Origin of the sequence: Methylobacterium pseudosasicola (genome assembly GCF_900114535.1) — a bacterium.
GTDB classification, from domain to species: Bacteria; Pseudomonadota; Alphaproteobacteria; order Rhizobiales; family Beijerinckiaceae; genus Methylobacterium; species Methylobacterium pseudosasicola.
Window position 1 is genome coordinate 1 of record NZ_FOTK01000066.1, and the last position, 17,499, is coordinate 17,499.

Sequence of the window (17,499 nt, forward strand, 5' to 3'; positions counted from 1 at the left end):
TCTCGGTCCAGAGATCATCGGGCAGAAGCGGACGAGCCATCACGACCAACGCCCGCCCGCCCAATCCGTGCCCGTTCTGTTAGGCGCTCTTAGTCGTTATTCGCATCATCCCGAAAGCCGGCAACCACCTTTCGGGATGATGCGCTACCGCGTGCCCGCCCGCCGCGTGCGGCGCTCGGCCTTGCGGGTCGCGGTCTCGCGCAGGTGCTGCTCGATGGCGTCGTTGGCGCGGCCGCGCATGTGCCGGATCGCCTCGACATCGTCGAACGTGTCCGGGAAGCGGCGCGATAGCCACAGATAGGCGCTGGCCAGCCGCACGGTGCGCTCCTGGTAGTCGAGCTCCCCGGTCAGGCTCGCCCGCAGGGCCGGGACCGTGGTGCCGGCCGCCCGGGCCTGGCTCCAGCGCTCGAGCATGCCCATGGCAATCTCATCGCGCCGGTTGATCGGGCAGACCGAGAAGGCGAATTTTTCCTCGATCGGCAGCCGCGCCCGGTCGACCACCCGCGCGACCTCCAGGATCTCTTCTAGGGCCGAGGGTTGGAACGGCGAGCCGGCGTAGAAGGTCGCCCGGGCGAAATGGGTCAGCACCTCGTGGAGGCTCTGGGTCTGCATCTCCTCGGCGACGGAGCGAATAGCGCCGAGATCCGGCCGGACGAAGAAGCGCGAATCGGCCGCTGGCGCCGTGGGCGCGCCCGACAGCGCGATCCGGATCGGCTCCACCGCGATTGCGTCTGTCGCCGCCACGTAGCCGACATCCTGGTGGCCGTAGCGGCCGGCCCGGCCGGCGATCTGGCGGATCTCGGAATTGGTCAGGCCGCGCTCCTTCGTGCCGTCCCACTTGCGCACGGTCGAGAACACGATCCGCCGGAGCGGCCCGAGATTGAGCCCCATGCCGATCGCGTCGGTGGTGACCAGCACGTTGGCCTCGCCGGTGCGGAAGCGCGTGGCCTCGGCCCGGCGCACCTCCGGCGACAGGGCGCCGTAGATCGTCGCCACCCGGTGCCCGCGGGCCACCAGGATCTCACGGTTCTCGTGCACGGCCCGGCGCGAGAACGCCACCACCGCGTCCCCCGGTTCGACCTTCTCCAGCGGGACCGGCACGTCGAGCAGAAGCAGCGGCGACTTGCGGGTGAACGGGATCACCTCCAGCGACTCGCCCGCAGCCTCCGCGGCGCGGCGGACATAGGCCAGGGCGTCGTCGGAGCCGCACACGACCACGGTCCGGGCGGCCACGCCGAACAGGGCGTTGGTCCAGGCCCAGCCGCGATCGGGATCCGACAGCATCTGGATCTCGTCGATCACCGCCACGTCGACCGGGCGGGTCAGGTCGGCGGTCTCGATGGTGCGGGCGGTGTGGGTCGGCTCGGGCTCGCCCAGGACTTCCTCGCCGGTGACCATCCCGGCCCGGAGCCCGCGCTCGCGCAGGGCCTCGTAATTCTCCAGGGCGAGCAGCCGCAGGGGCGCCAGATAGGTGCCGGTGGGGGCCGCCGTCAGCATCTGCAGGGCGGCGTAAGTCTTGCCGGAATTGGTCGGCCCCATGTGGAACAGGATCCGCCGGTTCAGCCGGCGGGCGGCACTGAAGCGCTCGATATAGGCGCCGAAGCCGACCTGATCGCGCAGGCGGCGCAGGCGCGAGCCCTCGCTCGCCACCGCCTTGGCGTGGCGGCGCACGGGGGTGAGCGTGTCGTTGAGCGAACGCGCCAGCTTCGGCCCGAAGCTGAACACCCGGGAGCGCAGCGAGCGGTCGAGATGGGCGATGTAGGCGGGGGCGTCGGCCCCGACCTCGCGCAAGTCCTGGAGGATCTGCGCCCGCAGGCGCTCGACCGGCTTGGCCAGGGTCCGGGTGACCTCGGCGGCCCGCTCCGCCACCGCCGCCCGCAGGGCCTCGACGCGGTGCGCCGGGTCGTTCCGGGCCGCCATGCGGGCCAGGATCTCGGCGGCCGCCGGGTCCGGGGCGCTGTCGATCCGCAGGTCCAGGCGGCCATTGTCGAGGAGCGGGATCTCGGTCCGGATGGTCCAGATCACCCGGCGGTCCCGCAGGATGGCGGCCCTGAGGTTGGGGATGACCTTCCGGACCGCCGGGACGCCGGTCTCGGCGAAGGCCCGGGCCCTCTGGCGGGCGTGCAACACGTCGGCGACCCGCTCGTCGTCGACCTCGGCGCCGAATTCCGGCAGTTCGAGATCGGCGCGCAGGGTTTCCAGGTCGATGGAATCCGGGACGAGCCCGAGCCGCGCCACGGCCTCGGACAGGTAGACGATCGTGGGGCGGAGACGCTTGCGCGCCATGAACTCACCTTCGGCCGCAGCATCCGCCCGCCGGCGCTGATGCCGCCACCGAACGCGTTCCTGAGAACCATCCTTGCGCCAGTCCGATCCCGGACACCATCCCCGGGCTTCAGGTGTCCCGTGCGGCCTCTGTGAGCCACGTGCAGAAGGCGCGCACGGTCGGGTCGTCGGCCCGGGCCTCCGGCACGTAGGTGTAGTAGCTCCGCGCCGGCAGGGACGGGCCGGGGAATGGGCAGGTCAGGCGGCCGGCCGCCACGTCGTCGGCGATCAGCCGTTCCGGGCCCATCGCCACGCCGAGGCCGTCGAGGGCGGCCTGCAAGGTCAGGTAGAAATGCTCCAGGGTCACCGAGGCCTGCGGGATCAGGTCCGGCACCCCCGCGGCGCGTAGCCAATGCGGCCAGACCTCCGGGAGCGTCGCCGCGTGGAGCAGGGTATGGTGGCGCAGCTGCTCCGGCTCCTGCAGGGACAGGCGCTCCAGCAGGGCCGGGCTGCAGACGGGGCTACGACGCTCGGTCAGGAACGGCTGCCCGACATGGCCCGGGCGCGTATCCGGCCCGCCGCGGATCGCGACGTCGAACGGGTCGGCGAGGCTCGCCAGCGGCACGTTGGAGGTGGTCAGCCGGACCTCGATGGCCGGATGGGCGACCTGGAAGCCCGACAGGCGCGGGATCAGCCAGCGCAGGGTGAAGGTGGCGAGCGCGTTGACGTGCAGCAGGCGCGGCCGGCCGCGCTCCACCTGGCGGGCGGTCGCCAGGGCGACCCGATCGAGGGCGGCGCCGATCTCGGCGGCGTAGCTGCGCCCGGCCTCGGTGAGCACCACCCGGCGGTTGTGGCGCTCAAACAGCGGCACGCCGAGCCAGGCTTCGAGCATCTGCACGTGCCGGCTCACCGCCCCGTGGGTGACGCGCAGCTCCTCCGCGGCCCGGGTGAAGCTGGCGTGGCGGGCCGCGGCCTCGAAGGCTTTCACGGCGTTGAGCGGCGGCAGGCGGCGATGCATCCTGTCAGGTTTCCTCACGCGAGCGTCAGCATAAGGCGTTTGTCAGCCGGGCGCGAGATCCGCATCCTGTGGTGGAATCACCAAGGCAGGAAGAATGGCCCGCGCATCGGAGTTCACCGCCTCGCTCGACGCCGCCCCCGACGGGGAAGCCAAGCGCACCCTCGTGGTCACCGGGATCAACCACGCCCTGCACGACGGCTACACCGACCTGATCTACGTGCTGCTGCCGGTCTGGCAGGCGGAGTTCGGCCTCGACTACGTCGCGCTGGCGCTGCTGCGCTCGCTCTACAACGGTGCGCTCGCCGCCCTGCAAATGCCGGCGAGCTGGCTCGCCCAGTCGCTCGGCGCCCGCACGGTGCTGGTGCTCGGGACGCTGCTCAGCGCCGGCGGCTACGCGCTCGCCGGGGCGTCGGGCGGGCTGATCGGCCTCTGCGCCGGCCTGCTGCTCGGGGGCGCGGGCAGCAGCACGCAGCATCCGCTGGCCTCGACGGTGATCGCCCGGGCCTACGGGGCTGCGGCCCGCGGCCCCCTCGGCACCTACAACTTCGCCGGCGATCTCGGGAAGGCGGCGGTGCCGCCGCTGGTCGGCTTTCTGCTGACCTTTTCGGGATGGCGCTCAGCGCTCTGGGTGATCGCCGGGTTAGGCGTGGCGGTCGCCATCGGCGTCGGACGCTGGCTGCCACGTGATCCCACCTCACACAGCGAGAAGCGCAAGAGCGCGGTGCGTGCTGCGCAGGCCGGCGATGGGACGAGCACTCGCCCCGGATTCGGCCTGCTCGTCGCCATCGGCACCCTCGACAACGCCGCCCGCCCGGCCTTCCTGCTCTACCTACCGTTCCTGTTGCAGGAGAAGGGCGCGGCCCTGACCACTGTGGGGCTGGCGCTCTCGCTGGTGTTCATCGGCGGCGCACTCGGCAAAGCCGTCTGCGGCCGGCTCGGGGAGCGCCTCGGCGTGACCCGGACCGTGCTGCTCACCGAGACCGGGACCGCGGCCGCGATCCTGGCGGTGATCGCCCTGCCACTCGCCCCCGCGCTGATCCTGCTGCCGCTGCTCGGCGTGATGCTGAACGGTACCTCGTCGGTCCTGTACGGCACGGTGCCGGAGCTGGCCCCGGGGGGCCGCGTCGAGCGGGCGTTCGCGGTGTTCTACACCTGCACGCTCGGCGGCAGCGCCCTCGCGGCCCCGCTGCTCTACGGCCGCCTCGGCGACGCCGCCGGCCCCCGCTGGGCGGCGGTGGCGGCCGCCGCGACGGCGCTCGCCGTGGTGCCGCTCATGCTGGCCCTGTCCCGGCATCTGGCCGGGTCCAGGGGTCACAGATCGGGGTTGGAAGCGCGCACCTGAAACACCACGCCTCTCCCTCCCCGCAGAGGCTACCATGTTCACACATCGTCAGTTCTGAGGCACGACGCGCTCTCCTCCCCCTTGTGGGAGGAGTTGGAGGTGGGGGTGGTTCAGAAGGTACCGTCACGCCCGACCCTGCACCACCCCCACCCCTAAACCCTCCCCACAAGGGGGAGGGGAAAAGCTCGTCGCTTCATGCGCTTGGTGCCGAATGCGATGTGTGAATCCGCTAGCCCGCAGAGGGGGGAGGACACGCGCTTCGTCCGACGACGTGTGAATCCGGCGGACCTCATGGGAGGAGGGTGGCCCCGGCGGGGCGCGGTCAGGCCGCCAGCTTCAGCAGCCAGGCGTCGTGAGCCTCGAGGAAACTCTTGAGCCTGTCGCCGTAATCCTCGGCGACGGCACCCCGGACGCTGTCCCGGGTCCGGAGTGCCGTTCGCCAGGTCGTGATCTTCGGGCAGGACGCGAAGACGTCGGTCGGCGCCACGGTGTCGAAGACCTCGAAATACCGGAAGATCGGTGCGAACGTCGCATCGACCAGGCTGAACGCCGGGCCTGCGAAGAACGGACCGTCGCCGAGCGCCGCCTCGACCCGCGCGAACTTGGCCACGAGCACCGCGCGCTTCGACGAGAAGGTCGCCGCGTCCGTGGCGGTCTCGAAACCCCAGAGATTGGACAGGATCGCCGATCCGAGTTCGATCCAGCCGCGATGGCGCGCCCGGTCGAGCGCGTCGCGCGGATGCAGCGCCGGGCCGGCTTGCGTCTCCTCCAGGTATTCGCAGATGACGGCGCTCTCGAACAGCACGGCCTCGCCGCCGTCCGCCCGGCCGACGATCAGCAGCGGAACCTTGCCCAGCGGCGAGATCGCCTGGAACCAATCGGGCTTGGCGGCGAGATCCACGGACCGCCTTTCGAACGAAACGCCCTTTTCCGCCAAGGCGATGGCGGCGCGCTGGACGTAGGGACAGAGGGGGTGGCTGACCAGCGTGAGGGTCGGCGCTCCGCGTCTCGCGGTCGTCATGCTGCCGTCTCCTCCAGCCCCTCGGCGAGCCGCGCCGCGCGCACCGCGGGGCGGGCGCCGACGCGGTCGAGGGAGGCGCGCAGACGCGGGAATCCGGACAGATCGATCTTCGTGTAGGCGGACCAGCCGACGATCGTGAACAGGTAGGCATCGGCCGCCGTGAAGCGTTCGCCGAGCAGGAACGGACCGCCGCCCGCCAGATGACGCTCCACGAAGGCCAGCCTTTCGCCGATCTTCCTGCGGGCCACGTCCTGGGCCTGGGCACCGTAATCCGGGTGGAACAGCCAGGGGCTGTACAGCTTGTGCAGCTCCGTGGCGACGAAGATGAGCCAGGATTGCAGCTCGGCCCGCTCGCGCGTCCCGAGGGCCGGTGCCAGGCCGCGTTCGGGCTTCAGCTCCGCGAGATACTGAGCGATGGCGATGCCTTCTGTGAGGATCGCACCGTCATCGAGCCTGAGCGCCGGAACATAACCCTTCGGATTGACGGCGCTGTAGTCGCTCCCGTCTTCGGTGACGTGCGGCGTCCGGGCGATGTCGACCCGTTCGAGGTCGAGGGAAAGGCCCACCTCGTTCGCGACGATGTGTGGGAAGAGCGAGCAGGTTCCGGTCGCGTAATAGAGCTTCATGGCGAGAACTTTCGGCAAGTACCCCAAGGCAAGCGCCCCGAGGAAAGCGCCCGACGCGCGGCGTCGCTTGTCCGAAACGGGCGCGGTTCCGTGACCTCGGCCGGATTGGCCGTGACGGCCTGTCCAGAGCGACATAGATGCAATAGCATGTACCTGTTCCGCCCGTCAAGATAGATGTATCTGCATCCATGTCTGAGCCGACCGATACGCCCTGTCCCGTCCCGGCGTCGATCACCGCCGCCTGGATCGGCCTGATGCGGGCGCAGCGGATCGTCCTCGCCGCGATCGAAGCCGATCTGAAAGCGGCCGGGCTTCCGCCGCTGGGCTGGTACGACGTGTTGCTGGAACTGGCCCGCGCCCCTGAGGGCCGCCTGCGTCCCTTCGAGATCGAGAAGCGGACCCTGCTGACGCAGTACAACCTGTCCCGGCTGATCGACCGCCTCGAAGGCAAGGGGCTCGTTCAGAAGGAATTGTCGGGCGAGGATGGCCGCGGCCGCTGGGTCGTCATCACGCAGGACGGCCGGGCCATGCAGGCCAGGATGTGGACCGTCTACAGCAGGGCGCTGTCCGATCATGTCGGCCGCAAGCTGGACGCGTCCAGCGCCGATGCCCTGGCCGGCCTCCTGGCGAAGCTGACGGACTGAGGCGATCCGCTGGGCGCGACCAAGCCGATGGTTGCAAGCGACGGGTCAGGGCACCCCCAGCGTGCTCACCCGGACCGGCTCGGAGCGGCCCTCCACCGGGATCTCGCGGATCGCCGTCGGGGCGGTCTTGGCCGCGCGGTAGACCGCCTCCGAGACCACCGCGATGCAGCCCAGAACCTTGGTCAGGCCCTGTAGGCGCGAGGCGACGTTGACGGTGTCGCCGAGCGCGGTGAAGCGGGCATCGGTGGCGTCGCCCATCGCGCCGACGATCGCCGGGCCGGCATGGACGCCGATCCCGTACCGGAGGGTGTGCTCCAGATCGGTCGCCAGCAGCGCGTTGAGCGTGGCGACGTGCTCGGCGATCAGATCCACCGCCCGCAGCGCGTCGCGGGCCGCCGGCTCGGGGTCGGTCTCGAGGCCGAACAGGGCCAGCAGGCCGTCGCCCAGGAACTGGTTGGTCGAGCCGCCGGCCTCCCGCACCGCGTCGCCGACCGCGCCGAGGAAGCGGTTGATGATGAACACCGTGTCGTAGGGCAGCCGCTCCTCGGCGAGCCGGGTCGAGCCGCGCAGGTCGACGAACATCGCCACGATGAAGCGCTCCTCGCCCGATTGCGCCCGGTCGAGCAGGTCCGCCTGCCGGACGCGCGGGGGCAGGGGGAACAGCGGCACCACGGCGAGGTCGGATTCGGGCCGGAACTGGCAGGCGAGGCGCACTCCCGGCCCGGCGGCGATCCGCTCCAGCACGGCGCGCTCGGCCCGGCCGGTGGGGGGGATCCGGTCGCTGCCGTCGAGCACGCGGATGCGGCAGGTCGAGCACCGGCCGCGGCCGCCGCAGACGCTGGCATGCGGGATCCGGTTGCGCCGGCTCGCCTCCAGCACGCTGGTGCCGCGGGGCACCCGGACCACCTTTCCGTCGGGATAGCTGAGCCGGATCGTGCCACGCTGGATCTCCGTCAGGGTCCGGCCTCCGCGGGCGGCGATGACCACGGCGATGAGGCCAGCATAGGTCGTCAGCATCCCGTCCCGGATGGCGGCGAGCCGCGCCACTTGGTCGGGCAGCCCGACATGGAAAGGCTGGAGCGCCCCGGCGCGCCAGGCCGGGTCCTGCGCCAGGGCGAGGATCACCCGGCCGCCCTGCGCGAAGCCGAGCAGGGCCAGGACCGGGACCAGCACCGCCACCGCCAGCAGCCAGGGGGCTGCGCGCCCGAAGGCGGGCTTCAGCCGGAGCCAGAAATACAGGCCGGAGCAGCCGTGGAGCCAGGCGATGACCAGCATCGCCGCCTGCATCGCGCCGCTGAGCGGGGAGGCGACCCAGAAGGCGTAGAGTTCCTGCGCGTAGCCCTTGTCCAGCCCCTCGGTGGCGAAGGCGATCCGGGTTGCCGCGATGTGGCTGATGAGCAGCGGCGGGATCAGCAGCCCGGAGACCATCTGCACCACCTCGCCGGGGCGCCAGCGGAAGAAGCGGGCGGCGTAGAGGGCCTGGAGTCCGAGCCCGAGATGGATCAGCAAGGCGCCGTAGAGCAGTGCCAGGCCCAGGGGGTTGAGCCAGAGGGCGGAGGCGAGGTCGAGCCCGTCCTCCATGGCGTCGAGGGAGATGTTGCCCAGCGCGTGGTTGGTCAGGTGGGTCAGCACGTAGGCGAACAGCACCAGCCCGCTTCCGAGCCGGAGGCGGCGCAGGTTGAGGACGGTGCGGATCCGAGCGCGCAGCGGGATCGGAGCGGCGGGCGGGCTGCCGGCGGCGGATCGGAGCGTCGCGAGCGACGGCGTGCGCATCATGCTGGGAGGTCCGACGAGATCGGCAGCGGGCCCGTGTGTCCGGCCTCTCGTACCAGTAAATGGCGGCCTCGGCCTCCGTTGTATTTCTACTTGCCGGCGAGGCTTGGCTTTGAGCAGGCCTGACAATGCGGCGAAGTGGGCAGGCACGGGGCCGTGTCTCGCTGCGCAGGCTCTGCGAAGAGAACCGAATTCCCGCTTCGCGGATCGGGACTCTTCGCCGAATTGCGGGGGGCGGCCGATAAGTCTGCGCGTTGCACCGGGACGGCCTCGGTCGCGCCCGACGCGTCAACCGCACCGCCCACCGAGTGTTGCCCGACCTCGCTGACACCTGCTGCGTGACACCTGGGGAAAAACCCGATGCCCGACCCGTTCTTCGCCCGGAGCGCCGCCGCGGTGGCCGCGGACCTGATCGGGGCCGGCCTCTGGGTCGGGGAGGCGGGCGGGATCATCGTCGAGACGGAGGCCTATGACCGGACCGATCCGGCCTCCCACAGCTTCGCCGGACCGACCAAGCGGAACGCCAGCATGTTCGGGCCGCCCGGGCACGTCTACGTCTACCGGTCCTACGGCCTGCACTGGTGCCTGAACCTGGTCTGCGAGCCGGGCAGCGCCGTGCTGCTCCGGGCGATCGAGCCGACCGAGGGCCTGACCACCATGGCAGAGCGCCGGGGCCTGGCGGATCCGCGCCTGCTCTGCGCCGGCCCCGGCCGCCTGTGCCAGGCGCTCGGCGTCACCGGGGCGCTGGACGGCCTGCCGGTGGCGCAGGCGCCGTTCCGGTTCGCGCCCCGGCCCGAGCCCGTGACGGTGGCGGCGGACCGGCGGATCGGGATCACCCGCGGCACCGAGACGCCCTGGCGCTTCCTGCTCGCCGGCTCCCGGTTCGTCAGCCGGCCGGTGCGGCGGGTCGCGCCGATCGCCGGGGGCTGAAGCCCTCGCCTCAAGACGGGATCGCGGCCGGGACGGTCCGGAGCGCAGCAGGCGCTGCGACCCTGCAGACGGCCGAAACAACCCGCGTCCACTTGGCCGTCCGGGCAACCTCATGTATAGTTTTTGCCCGACTAGACTGCAATTTTTGCAACTACAGGTCGGAAAATTCTCAAATTACAAGCATTCGGACTTTCGGTGACCCAGGACAGCCAGAAGGCTTTCGAGATCGTCGCCCGGCTCAAGGAGGCGTCGAAGATCAGCGACATCCTCCGCGAGATGCGGGCGGCCGGCGCGTCTTTCGGCTATGATGTCTTCATCATCACCAACCTGCCGGCGGAGCACGAAACCTCCACGCAGAACTGCGCTCTGGTGCCGTCATGGCCCGAAGGCTGGCGCAAACGCTATTTTGAGCGCGACTATCTGCGGATCGACCCGGTGGCGAACCACGTGAAGCGCACCACCGAGCCGTTCCTGTGGAGCGAGGCGCCCTACCGGTCCGACGAGGCCGGGGCTGCGCGGGTGATGGACGAGGCCACGGAGTTCGGCCTGTCGCAGGGGTTCTGCGTCCCGATCCACCACCTCACCGGACCCGGCGGCGGCGTCAGCTTCGGCGCGAGCCGGCTCGACCTGTCCGAGGATGCCAAGGCCGCCCTGCATCTCGTGTCGATCTACGCCTATCAGCGGGCCGAGACCCTGATCCGCGAGGGCGGGCGGGTCCCGGCGCGCAAGGCGCCCCGGCTGACCGCGCGGGAGATCGAGTGCCTGCGCTGGACCGCGGCCGGCAAGACCAGCTGGGAGGCCTCCGAGATCCTCAGCACCTCGCAGCGGACCGTGGAGTTCCATCTCAGGAACGCCGCCCGCAAGCTCGACGCGGTCAACCGCGTCCAGTGCGTCGCCGAGGCGATGCGGCAGGGCATCATAGCCTAGCCCCGGGGCCCCCGCCGACCTCGTAATTTTACGAGGCTCATTCGGCCCGGCGGCCCGGCATCACTCCCCCGACAGGGGGAATGATCTATGGTTGTGGTTCTCGACGACGACAATATTGCCCGGCACGGGGATTTGCTGGAGAAGATCTACCGATTCCGGCACAGGCTGTTCGTGGAGCGGCTGAACTGGGAGGCGTGCCGCCGGCCCGACGGCCGCGAGATCGACCAGTTCGACGGCCCCGGCTGCATCCACCTGGCCCATCTCGAAGGCGGCGAGGTCACCGCCTATTCACGCCTCCTGCCGACGACCCGGCCGCACCTGCTGACCGAGGTCTATCCGCACTTGGCCCAGCGCGGGCCGGCGCCGCGGGGCGCGACGATCTACGAATGGACCCGCTGCGGCACCCTGCCGGCCCGGCGCGAGGGGCGCACAGGCCATATCGACCCGGCCACCGCCGGGATCTTCATCGCCGCCGCCGAGGTGGCGCGGGCGCGGGGCCTCGACGGGCTCCTGGCCCAGACCCATCCGATCCTGGTCAACCGGCTGATGTCCTGCGGCTGGGATGTCGAGCCCCTCGGGCTGCCGACCCAGTACCAGGGGCATTCCATTATGGCGGTCTACGCCCGGCTGACCCTCGACACGGTCGTGGAGTCGCGCCGGTTCTTCGGCCTGGACGCCGCGCCCCTGCACGCCCCGCGGACGCCTTCGATCCGGCCGCACGTGGCCGCCGAGACGAGGCTGCGCGCATGAGCATGTCCGACATCCTGAACCGGGCCTGCCGGCGCGACGGCGAGGACCCCGCGATCGTGCGCCTGGGCCATCACGCCATCGAGCTCTGGCGCGCCGCGGAAGAGATCGGCGACCCACAGCTCATCGCCGCCCTGCGCCCCCTGGTGGAGCATGTCGGCCGGGCGCTCGCCCGCGACGTGCGGGACGAGGCTTGCGCGGACGACACGCTGCATTGAGGGGGGGGGCACCGTCCCCATCGTCTTCCACGACCCGGAGCGGACTGGGGTCTGAACCCGATCAGCTTGACCGTGGCGATGTCTGCAACGGGTGGATTTCTGCCTGTCCGTTTCCGAGCGGCGGAGGCATCGAAGCGGACGTCCCCGCCGCCTCTGCTCACGACGCGTTGCGGGCTCTAGGAACGTCCGCTTCCAAGCTCTTTAAAACAAAGTCGGGCGAGTGGCGTAGATTGGCTGCGCCTGTACGCTTGTCTAAAGAGCGTCGATCAATCTTGACGTCTTCCTTAGATGGCGAATGAAATACGCAGGACATTTCCGCCTCATGTTGAAAAATCGCCACCCGGCGCGGATTTTTTATTTGATGTCTGCTGCGCGTACGTTGGACGATGATGTAGTAGATAGACTATCTTGCTTGAAAAGCCTCGGAGGGGCCGCCCGCAACATCACACTTAAGCCTGTTCAGCCGACGGAGGCGCGAACTGCGCGAAGCGTGATGGGTGGATCTGGGAGGCGAAGTCGACGTAGCTTCGGGCCGCGTCCGGCGGCAGAGGCCGGCTGAACAGGAAGCCCTGGACTTGCGTGCAGCCCTCCTGCCGGACGAGGTCGAGTTGCTCGATCGTCTCTACCCCCTCCGCCACGATACCCATGCCCAATCGCTCGCCGATGCTGACGACGGCCCGCACGATCGCCGCTGCGTCGGGATCGGCAATGTCGCGGATGAAGGCTCGGTCAATCTTGATTTTGTCGAAGGGAAAGCGACGCAGGTAGCTCAACGAGGAATAGCCGGTGCCGAAATCGTCGAGGGCGATCAGTACGCCGAGGGCGCGGAGACGATGCAGGCTGGCGATGATGACTTCCGAGTCCTGCATGAGCACGCTCTCGGTCACCTCCAACTTGAGACGATCCGCCGACAGGCCTGAGCCCGCAAGGGCCGCCAGCACGGTGGCCTCAAGCCCTGCTCGCCGCAGTTGCACGCCGGAGACATTCACCGCCACGCGGATGGGTGCGGGCCAAGAGACTGCTTCGCGGCAGGCCTCGTGCAGGGCCCAGGCGCCGAGCGGTACGATCAACCCTGCCTCTTCCGCGAGGGGGATGAAGGCGCTGGGCGGAATTTCACCCTGTATCGGGTGACGCCAGCGCATCAGCGCCTCGAAGCTCACCACGGCTCCCGTCTCAGCATCAACCACGGGCTGGTAGACGAGGTGGAACTCTTGAGCCCGAATGGCCTCCTTCATATCAAGGGCGAGTTGCCCACGCGTCGCAATGCGCGCGCCCGCATTCGGCTCGAACTCCCGATAGGTGTTACGCCCGGCCGCCTTGGCCTCGTACAGGGCGATGTCCGCGCGCTTGAACAACTCGTCCGGATCGCGGTCCCGCTCCGTCGCCACCGTCACCCCGATGCTGACCCCGACCTCGACGCTCTGCCCATCGAGCTCGATCGGCTCGCTCACTGCCGCGATCAGCCGGTCAGCCAGGTCGCCGGCATCGCCGGCCGCGTCCAGATAGGTCAGCACGATGGCAAACTCGTCGCCGCCGAACCGCGCGAGCGTGTCGTACGGGCGAAGGACTGCTCGCATCCGCTCGGCGACGGCGCGCAGGAGAGCATCGCCGGCGGGATGGCCGAGGCTGTCATTGACAGCCTTGAAGCGGTCGAGGTCGCAAGCGAGGACCGCAAAACAGGTCCGGGCTCGGCGCGCATAGGCAATGGCTTGTTCGAGGCGGTCGCGAAACAGCGTGCGGTTGGGCAGGCCGGTGAGGGCATCGTGGAGGGCCATGTGCCGGACCTGAGCCTCGGCCTCATGACGCGCTGTGACATCGCGCAGAGCCGCCACGTACATCGTTCTGTCAGGATCCTGCACATCGCGCACAACGCGGATGGAGGCCTCAATCCACACGTAATGCCCCGCCTTGTGGCGATGACGCAGACAGGTAATGAAACGGCCTTCCTGCTGGGCCTTCACCTGCGTCCAGAAATCCGCAAGGGATTGCGCATCATCGGGATGGCAGAACTCGGCCGGGGTTGTCTCCATGAGTTCTTCCGGCTCGTAGCCGAGGACGCTTCGAACGGCAGGCGAGACATAGTGGCGCCGCATCGAGAGATCGCCGAGTACGATGACATCGTTGGCATTCTCAGCCAGGATCCGGTAGCGGTTCTCACTGGCTCGCAGAGCGCATTCCGCAGCACGGCGTTCGGTCACGTCAGTGAACGTCCGCACGACGCCGCCCCTGGGCAAAGGCCGCGTGCATACCTGAACTACGGTCCCGTCCGGGCGCATACGCTCGTAGTCGAAATGATTCGTTTTTGACGTCCCGTGTTCCAGCCAGCCTCTGAGATCTTCGGGTAGATTGGCAAATTCCCCCAGCGCCGCCTGATAGGCGCGAACGGCCGCGAACGGCGCTCCGTCGTGAAGCAAACTGTCGGGTACCCCCGTCAGGGAGGCAACGCGCCTATTGGAGACTTGGACGCGATCGTCGGTGTCAGTCATGAGCAGGCCTTGGTCCATACTCTCCAGGGTCATACGCAGCAGGCTATCCGAAGCGTCCACCTGGGACCGCGCGCGACCGGCTTCGATCTCGGAGGCACGGCCGCGCAATGTCGCCTCGAGGAACTGCGCTAAATCTCTGAGGCGGTCTTGTTCGGCTTTGCCGAAGCTTGGACGGGGCAGTGTATCGGCAATGCAGACGGTGGCCCCATGAACTCCGCCGGCCAGCGCAATGCGGATACCCGCGTAGAAGCGTAGGAACGGTTCGCCCGTGACGAGAGGATTGTTCGCAAACCGCTTGTCGCAATGCGTGTCCAGTACGACCAACGGCTCGTAGGTCTCACCCAGCGCTGTGTACGCGCAGAACGCGACATCTCGCGACGTCTCGCGACGTCTCGGAAACGGTCAGGCCATGATGTCCGAGAAAGCGCTGATGGGTTTCATCGAGGCGCGACACAAAAGCGTAGCGCACTCCGAAGAGCGCGGCAGCGGTTCTGCAAACCGCATCGAGCGGGGGGTCGGAGGCAGGGTTTTCCGGAATGCCAAATGCATCGGGGGCGATGCATGCCTGGGCAGCCTCAATCATCGACATCATGCCTGAAATGCTCGGACCTGCGAGATATTCAGCTGAAATGTCTTATCAAAACTTAATTTGGATGATGTCCGTACTGTATCATACGAAAGTAATTTGTCGGATAAAAATGATCATTTGACGATGCATTGCATTCGGAGATCCCTCGACGTAGCGGATCTGACAACCCGGACGAGGCCAACCGACAAAGGGTCATTTGGCGGTCATCCCACTTTCATCCGGCAAGCGCTGATACGGGGCGCCGGCGGACCTGGGCGCAGCGCAATCATCGAATGTCGGCTTGCGCCGATTTCGGCCGTTTGCATTACGATCAGTCGGCTCGTTCAACGCAGCCCTCAATGGCAGGCAGCCTCCGAGGATCGCTTGGCCTACTCGCTCGGCGGATCTGGGTCGGATGCGGCACATCAGTTTTAAGACCAGCGCCCGAAGTCCGATTCCTACCCCGAATTGAAGTTGCCGGCGGGATGGCGAACGACTGCTTTGGAGGAACGCCGGCAGCAGTCCGGGCGTCCAGGTTGGGTCGAAACCAGTCGCCTTCCGGCTTAGCTGATTGCGTTCAGAGCCTGGAGCCGGTCCCGATCGCGTTGCAATCGGGCTCGACACGAAGTCCTTGATTCTGCGCGCGCGCCGCCGAACCGGCATTCGCTGCGGTGGTGAGCGTTTAAGGGCCGGCCCGGCGCACCCAGAATGACGCCGGCAGCCGATCGAACGCTCAAGCGGCGGCGCGCCTGTCGCCCGGTAGCAGATCCCGGCTGGCCTGCTCGATCCGCCTCAACCAGTCCTCGGCCGCCTCCGCCCGCAGATCGGCCGCCCGCGCATAATCCTCCGCGTCACGGATGCGCGCCTCCGCGCGGGCCTGCACGTCGCGGATAGCCTCCTCCGCCTGGGCCTGCGTGTCCCGCAGCAGCGTCTCAAGGGTCAGGATCTCCTGTTGAGCCCGTTGCAGGTCGGCCGCGAGCGCCTCGCGGACGGCGGCCTGCTCGCGCAGACGGACCTCCTGCTGCTGGGCCGCATCCTTGGCGACCGAGATCGTGTCCAGGACCCGGGTCCAGTCCGCCACGGCGTGCGGCGTCACCGCGGCGGGCTCTGCCGGGCTTGGCGCCGGGTTTGCCGCCGCCGGATCCGCCGCGTCGGCCAGTCGGACGATCTCGGCGGTCGCGGGCGTTTCGGGCGAGGGCCGGTTCGTCGCGATCCGCGCATCGAGCTGTGTCCAGAACATCTCGTTCATCGTCGCCGTCATGATGCTCCCACGCCTCCGCCGCTCGCGATCCGCCTCAGGCCGCGGAGGATCGGCCGCGCGCGCCCGGAGCCTCACCGGCTTGGTGACCGGGGCGCACCGTGAACTCGGCCTCGATCGTGTCCGCGATGCGCTGGAGCATCTGCTCGGCCGCGTCGGCCCGCTCCTCGGCGGCCTGTATCATCCGGGTGGCCTGCGCGTGGACGTCGCGCGTCTGCTGCTCGGCGGCCTGCACCCGTGCCCGGGCCGCATCCATGTCGACCCGCATCTGTTCCAGGAGTTCCTGGACGTGCAGCTCCTGCTCCTGCGCCCGGTCCTCGACGTCGCGGATATGCCGGGCGGCACCCTGCACCCGCTCCAGCAATCCCGGCCACCTCTCGGCCATCGAGGTCTCCGCCTCGCGACCCTGCTGTTGGGCTCGCCCGTCCCCCGCGCTCAACACGACCAGATTGCCGGTGCCGAACCGTGCCGTCGGCTCCTGCGCGTCCCGGGATGCCGTCCCGGACCGGTCCGTCGCCTCGGCCAAGGACGGGTTTGCCTGTTCCATGGTTCGTCCCCGTTGGTGCGTCTTGTCGTGTGCGAACGACGGGCAGCCCGCATGTGGCGCTCAGGCGGGAGCCCGGTCCAGGCTGGCCTGGCCGCCCGAGAGCAGCTTCTTGGCCGCGGTATCGATGCGCTGCAGCCACTGCTCGGCCGTGGAGGCGCGCAGGTCCGCGACGCGCGCCCGCTCCTCCGCATGGCGCACGAGGGCCTCGGCTTCCGTGCGGATCATCCGGACCCGCGCCTCCGCCTCGGCGCGGATGTCCTGGACCTGGGCGTTGGCATCGGCTTGCGCGCGCTGCAGCCGGATGTCGGACTGCGCCTGAACCTCGCGGGTGCGCATCTCCGCCGCGCGCAGCTTCTCCTCGGCTTGCTGGAGTTCCTGACGCAACGCGTTCAGCGCGGCTTGATGGGACATGCCTTGCTCCCTCCGGCGCCGCTCCTGCTCGTCGGCGAGACCAGCCATGCCGTTGATGATGTCGAGGGTGCCCATCCAGTCGTCGACGCCCTCGGATCGCGCAGCCGCGACCGACGTGCCACCGGGCGAGCCGCGTTCCACAGCGGTCGGCGGCTCAGCGCCCGCAGCGGCCCCAATCAGCAGCGTCGGCGGGGATTCCACGACGCCGAGGGAGGACCGGAGCCGCAGGATCTCGGCGGCCGGTTTGGCGGCGATCTCGTCCAGGCCGGCAGCGAGCTGCGTCAGGACGGTGGGCCAGGGGAATTGGGCAGCCGTGGCCATGCAGGTCTTCCGGGAGGCGGCGGAGGTTGATGCGAGACGGCCACGATATGGTTAACAAAACCTTAATTTTCGCCTTGGGGTTGCATCGTGTTGGCTTCGTTCGCCTCCGCCCCCGTCGAGGCGATCGGCCATCACAACTCGGTGATGCCGGCGTCGAACGCCTCGAAAAAGCGCAGCGATCGGATGCATGGACGGGTCGGATCCGGTCTCTGTCCTGCGCACCCGCGCGGTGCCCCCATCTCTAGCATTCGGGAGCAGCCCTAAGTCTTCGGTCCAGCACGTTGGCTGAGGTGGGCTTGGCGGCTAGGTAGGGAACTCATACAACCATTTGCGGGCGCTCGCGTTTTCTTCCTGAGTTTGGGGTTTTCAGCTTAGGAGGATCGCGATGGCACGGCTG

At 69.0% G+C, this 17,499-nt stretch carries 15 protein-coding genes; 6 read left to right on the forward strand and 9 right to left on the reverse strand.

What is annotated here, in order from left to right; all coding sequences use genetic code 11:
- Window positions 1-144: 144 nt before the first annotated feature.
- Window positions 145-2,286 (reverse strand): helicase-related protein, encoded by a 2,142-nt coding sequence (locus BM228_RS30840; RefSeq protein WP_092046705.1) that lies wholly within the window; start codon window positions 2,284-2,286, stop codon window positions 145-147.
- Window positions 2,287-2,395: 109 nt separating this feature from the next.
- Window positions 2,396-3,283: a transcriptional regulator GcvA gene (gcvA, locus tag BM228_RS30845; protein WP_092046708.1), complete on the reverse strand. Its 888-nt coding sequence runs from the start codon at window positions 3,281-3,283 to the stop codon at window positions 2,396-2,398.
- Between the two features lie 94 nt (window positions 3,284-3,377).
- On the opposite strand from gcvA, the gene BM228_RS30850 reads away from it, so the two are divergent.
- Complete coding sequence (locus BM228_RS30850; protein WP_092046710.1) at window positions 3,378-4,625, forward strand: MFS transporter; 1,248 nt, start codon at window positions 3,378-3,380, stop codon at window positions 4,623-4,625.
- Between the two features lie 322 nt (window positions 4,626-4,947).
- Here BM228_RS30850 and BM228_RS30855 read toward each other — a convergent pair whose 3' ends face one another.
- Together BM228_RS30855 and gstA are read right to left on the reverse strand one after the other, a co-directional pair.
- Window positions 4,948-5,646, reverse strand: coding sequence for a glutathione S-transferase family protein (locus tag BM228_RS30855; protein WP_092046713.1), 699 nt, complete (start codon window positions 5,644-5,646; stop codon window positions 4,948-4,950).
- The gene (gstA, locus tag BM228_RS30860; RefSeq protein WP_092046715.1) at window positions 5,643-6,272 is read right to left on the reverse strand and encodes a glutathione transferase GstA; all 630 of its coding nucleotides are present in this window, start codon (window positions 6,270-6,272) and stop codon (window positions 5,643-5,645) included. The genes BM228_RS30855 and gstA overlap by 4 nt, the downstream gene beginning before the upstream one ends.
- Window positions 6,273-6,460: 188 nt before the next feature.
- On the opposite strand from gstA, the gene BM228_RS30865 reads away from it, so the two are divergent.
- On the forward strand, window positions 6,461-6,916 hold the full coding sequence (locus tag BM228_RS30865) for a MarR family winged helix-turn-helix transcriptional regulator (protein ID WP_092046717.1): 456 nt from the start codon (window positions 6,461-6,463) through the stop codon (window positions 6,914-6,916).
- Window positions 6,917-6,961: 45 nt separating this feature from the next.
- Here BM228_RS30865 and BM228_RS30870 read toward each other — a convergent pair whose 3' ends face one another.
- Window positions 6,962-8,692 (reverse strand): adenylate/guanylate cyclase domain-containing protein, encoded by a 1,731-nt coding sequence (locus tag BM228_RS30870; RefSeq protein ID WP_092046719.1) that lies wholly within the window; start codon window positions 8,690-8,692, stop codon window positions 6,962-6,964.
- A 357-nt stretch (window positions 8,693-9,049) separates the two neighbouring features.
- Between BM228_RS30870 and BM228_RS30875 the strand changes: the two genes are divergently transcribed.
- The 4 genes from BM228_RS30875 to BM228_RS30890 all read left to right on the forward strand — a co-directional run bounded on the left by BM228_RS30875 (window position 9,050) and on the right by BM228_RS30890 (window position 11,511).
- Complete coding sequence (locus BM228_RS30875; RefSeq protein WP_092046722.1) at window positions 9,050-9,619, forward strand: DNA-3-methyladenine glycosylase; 570 nt, start codon at window positions 9,050-9,052, stop codon at window positions 9,617-9,619.
- Window positions 9,620-9,814: 195 nt separating this feature from the next.
- Window positions 9,815-10,546, forward strand: coding sequence for an autoinducer binding domain-containing protein (locus tag BM228_RS30880; RefSeq protein ID WP_092046724.1), 732 nt, complete (start codon window positions 9,815-9,817; stop codon window positions 10,544-10,546).
- A gap of 87 nt (window positions 10,547-10,633) precedes the next feature.
- Window positions 10,634-11,296, forward strand: a complete 663-nt coding sequence (locus tag BM228_RS30885) for an acyl-homoserine-lactone synthase (RefSeq protein WP_092046727.1) — start codon at window positions 10,634-10,636, stop codon at window positions 11,294-11,296.
- Window positions 11,293-11,511: a hypothetical protein gene (locus tag BM228_RS30890; protein ID WP_139234289.1), complete on the forward strand. Its 219-nt coding sequence runs from the start codon at window positions 11,293-11,295 to the stop codon at window positions 11,509-11,511. Before BM228_RS30885 ends, BM228_RS30890 begins: the two co-directional genes overlap by 4 nt.
- 449 nt (window positions 11,512-11,960) lie before the next feature.
- Here BM228_RS30890 and BM228_RS30895 read toward each other — a convergent pair whose 3' ends face one another.
- From BM228_RS30895 to BM228_RS30910, 4 genes are all read right to left on the reverse strand, one after another.
- The gene (locus BM228_RS30895) at window positions 11,961-14,321 is read right to left on the reverse strand and encodes a putative bifunctional diguanylate cyclase/phosphodiesterase (protein WP_092046732.1); all 2,361 of its coding nucleotides are present in this window, start codon (window positions 14,319-14,321) and stop codon (window positions 11,961-11,963) included.
- A 977-nt stretch (window positions 14,322-15,298) separates the two neighbouring features.
- Window positions 15,299-15,826, reverse strand: coding sequence for a hypothetical protein (locus BM228_RS30900; protein ID WP_244537400.1), 528 nt, complete (start codon window positions 15,824-15,826; stop codon window positions 15,299-15,301).
- 34 nt (window positions 15,827-15,860) lie between these two features.
- Entirely contained in the window at window positions 15,861-16,370 is a 510-nt protein-coding gene (locus BM228_RS30905) for a hypothetical protein (protein WP_092046734.1), read from the reverse strand.
- Window positions 16,371-16,430: 60 nt separating this feature from the next.
- The gene (locus BM228_RS30910; RefSeq protein WP_092046737.1) at window positions 16,431-17,102 is read right to left on the reverse strand and encodes a hypothetical protein; all 672 of its coding nucleotides are present in this window, start codon (window positions 17,100-17,102) and stop codon (window positions 16,431-16,433) included.
- Window positions 17,103-17,499: the final 397 nt, after the last annotated feature.

What these genes read in the sequence shown, in the direction of transcription:
- BM228_RS30870 (WP_092046719.1), bottom strand. Translation starts at nt 8,692, where the DNA reads ATGATGCGCACGCCGTCGCTCGCGACGCTCCGATCCGCCGCCGGCAGC.
- BM228_RS30875 (WP_092046722.1), top strand. Translation starts at nt 9,050, where the DNA reads ATGCCCGACCCGTTCTTCGCCCGGAGCGCCGCCGCGGTGGCCGCGGAC.
- BM228_RS30910 (WP_092046737.1), bottom strand. Translation starts at nt 17,102, where the DNA reads ATGGCCACGGCTGCCCAATTCCCCTGGCCCACCGTCCTGACGCAGCTC.
- BM228_RS30840 (WP_092046705.1), bottom strand. Translation starts at nt 2,286, where the DNA reads ATGGCGCGCAAGCGTCTCCGCCCCACGATCGTCTACCTGTCCGAGGCC.
- gcvA (WP_092046708.1), bottom strand. Translation starts at nt 3,283, where the DNA reads ATGCATCGCCGCCTGCCGCCGCTCAACGCCGTGAAAGCCTTCGAGGCC.
- BM228_RS30890 (WP_139234289.1), top strand. Translation starts at nt 11,293, where the DNA reads ATGAGCATGTCCGACATCCTGAACCGGGCCTGCCGGCGCGACGGCGAG.
- gstA (WP_092046715.1), bottom strand. Translation starts at nt 6,272, where the DNA reads ATGAAGCTCTATTACGCGACCGGAACCTGCTCGCTCTTCCCACACATC.
- BM228_RS30905 (WP_092046734.1), bottom strand. Translation starts at nt 16,370, where the DNA reads ATGGAACAGGCAAACCCGTCCTTGGCCGAGGCGACGGACCGGTCCGGG.
- BM228_RS30900 (WP_244537400.1), bottom strand. Translation starts at nt 15,826, where the DNA reads ATGACGGCGACGATGAACGAGATGTTCTGGACACAGCTCGATGCGCGG.
- BM228_RS30865 (WP_092046717.1), top strand. Translation starts at nt 6,461, where the DNA reads ATGTCTGAGCCGACCGATACGCCCTGTCCCGTCCCGGCGTCGATCACC.
- BM228_RS30885 (WP_092046727.1), top strand. Translation starts at nt 10,634, where the DNA reads ATGGTTGTGGTTCTCGACGACGACAATATTGCCCGGCACGGGGATTTG.
- BM228_RS30850 (WP_092046710.1), top strand. Translation starts at nt 3,378, where the DNA reads ATGGCCCGCGCATCGGAGTTCACCGCCTCGCTCGACGCCGCCCCCGAC.
- BM228_RS30855 (WP_092046713.1), bottom strand. Translation starts at nt 5,646, where the DNA reads ATGACGACCGCGAGACGCGGAGCGCCGACCCTCACGCTGGTCAGCCAC.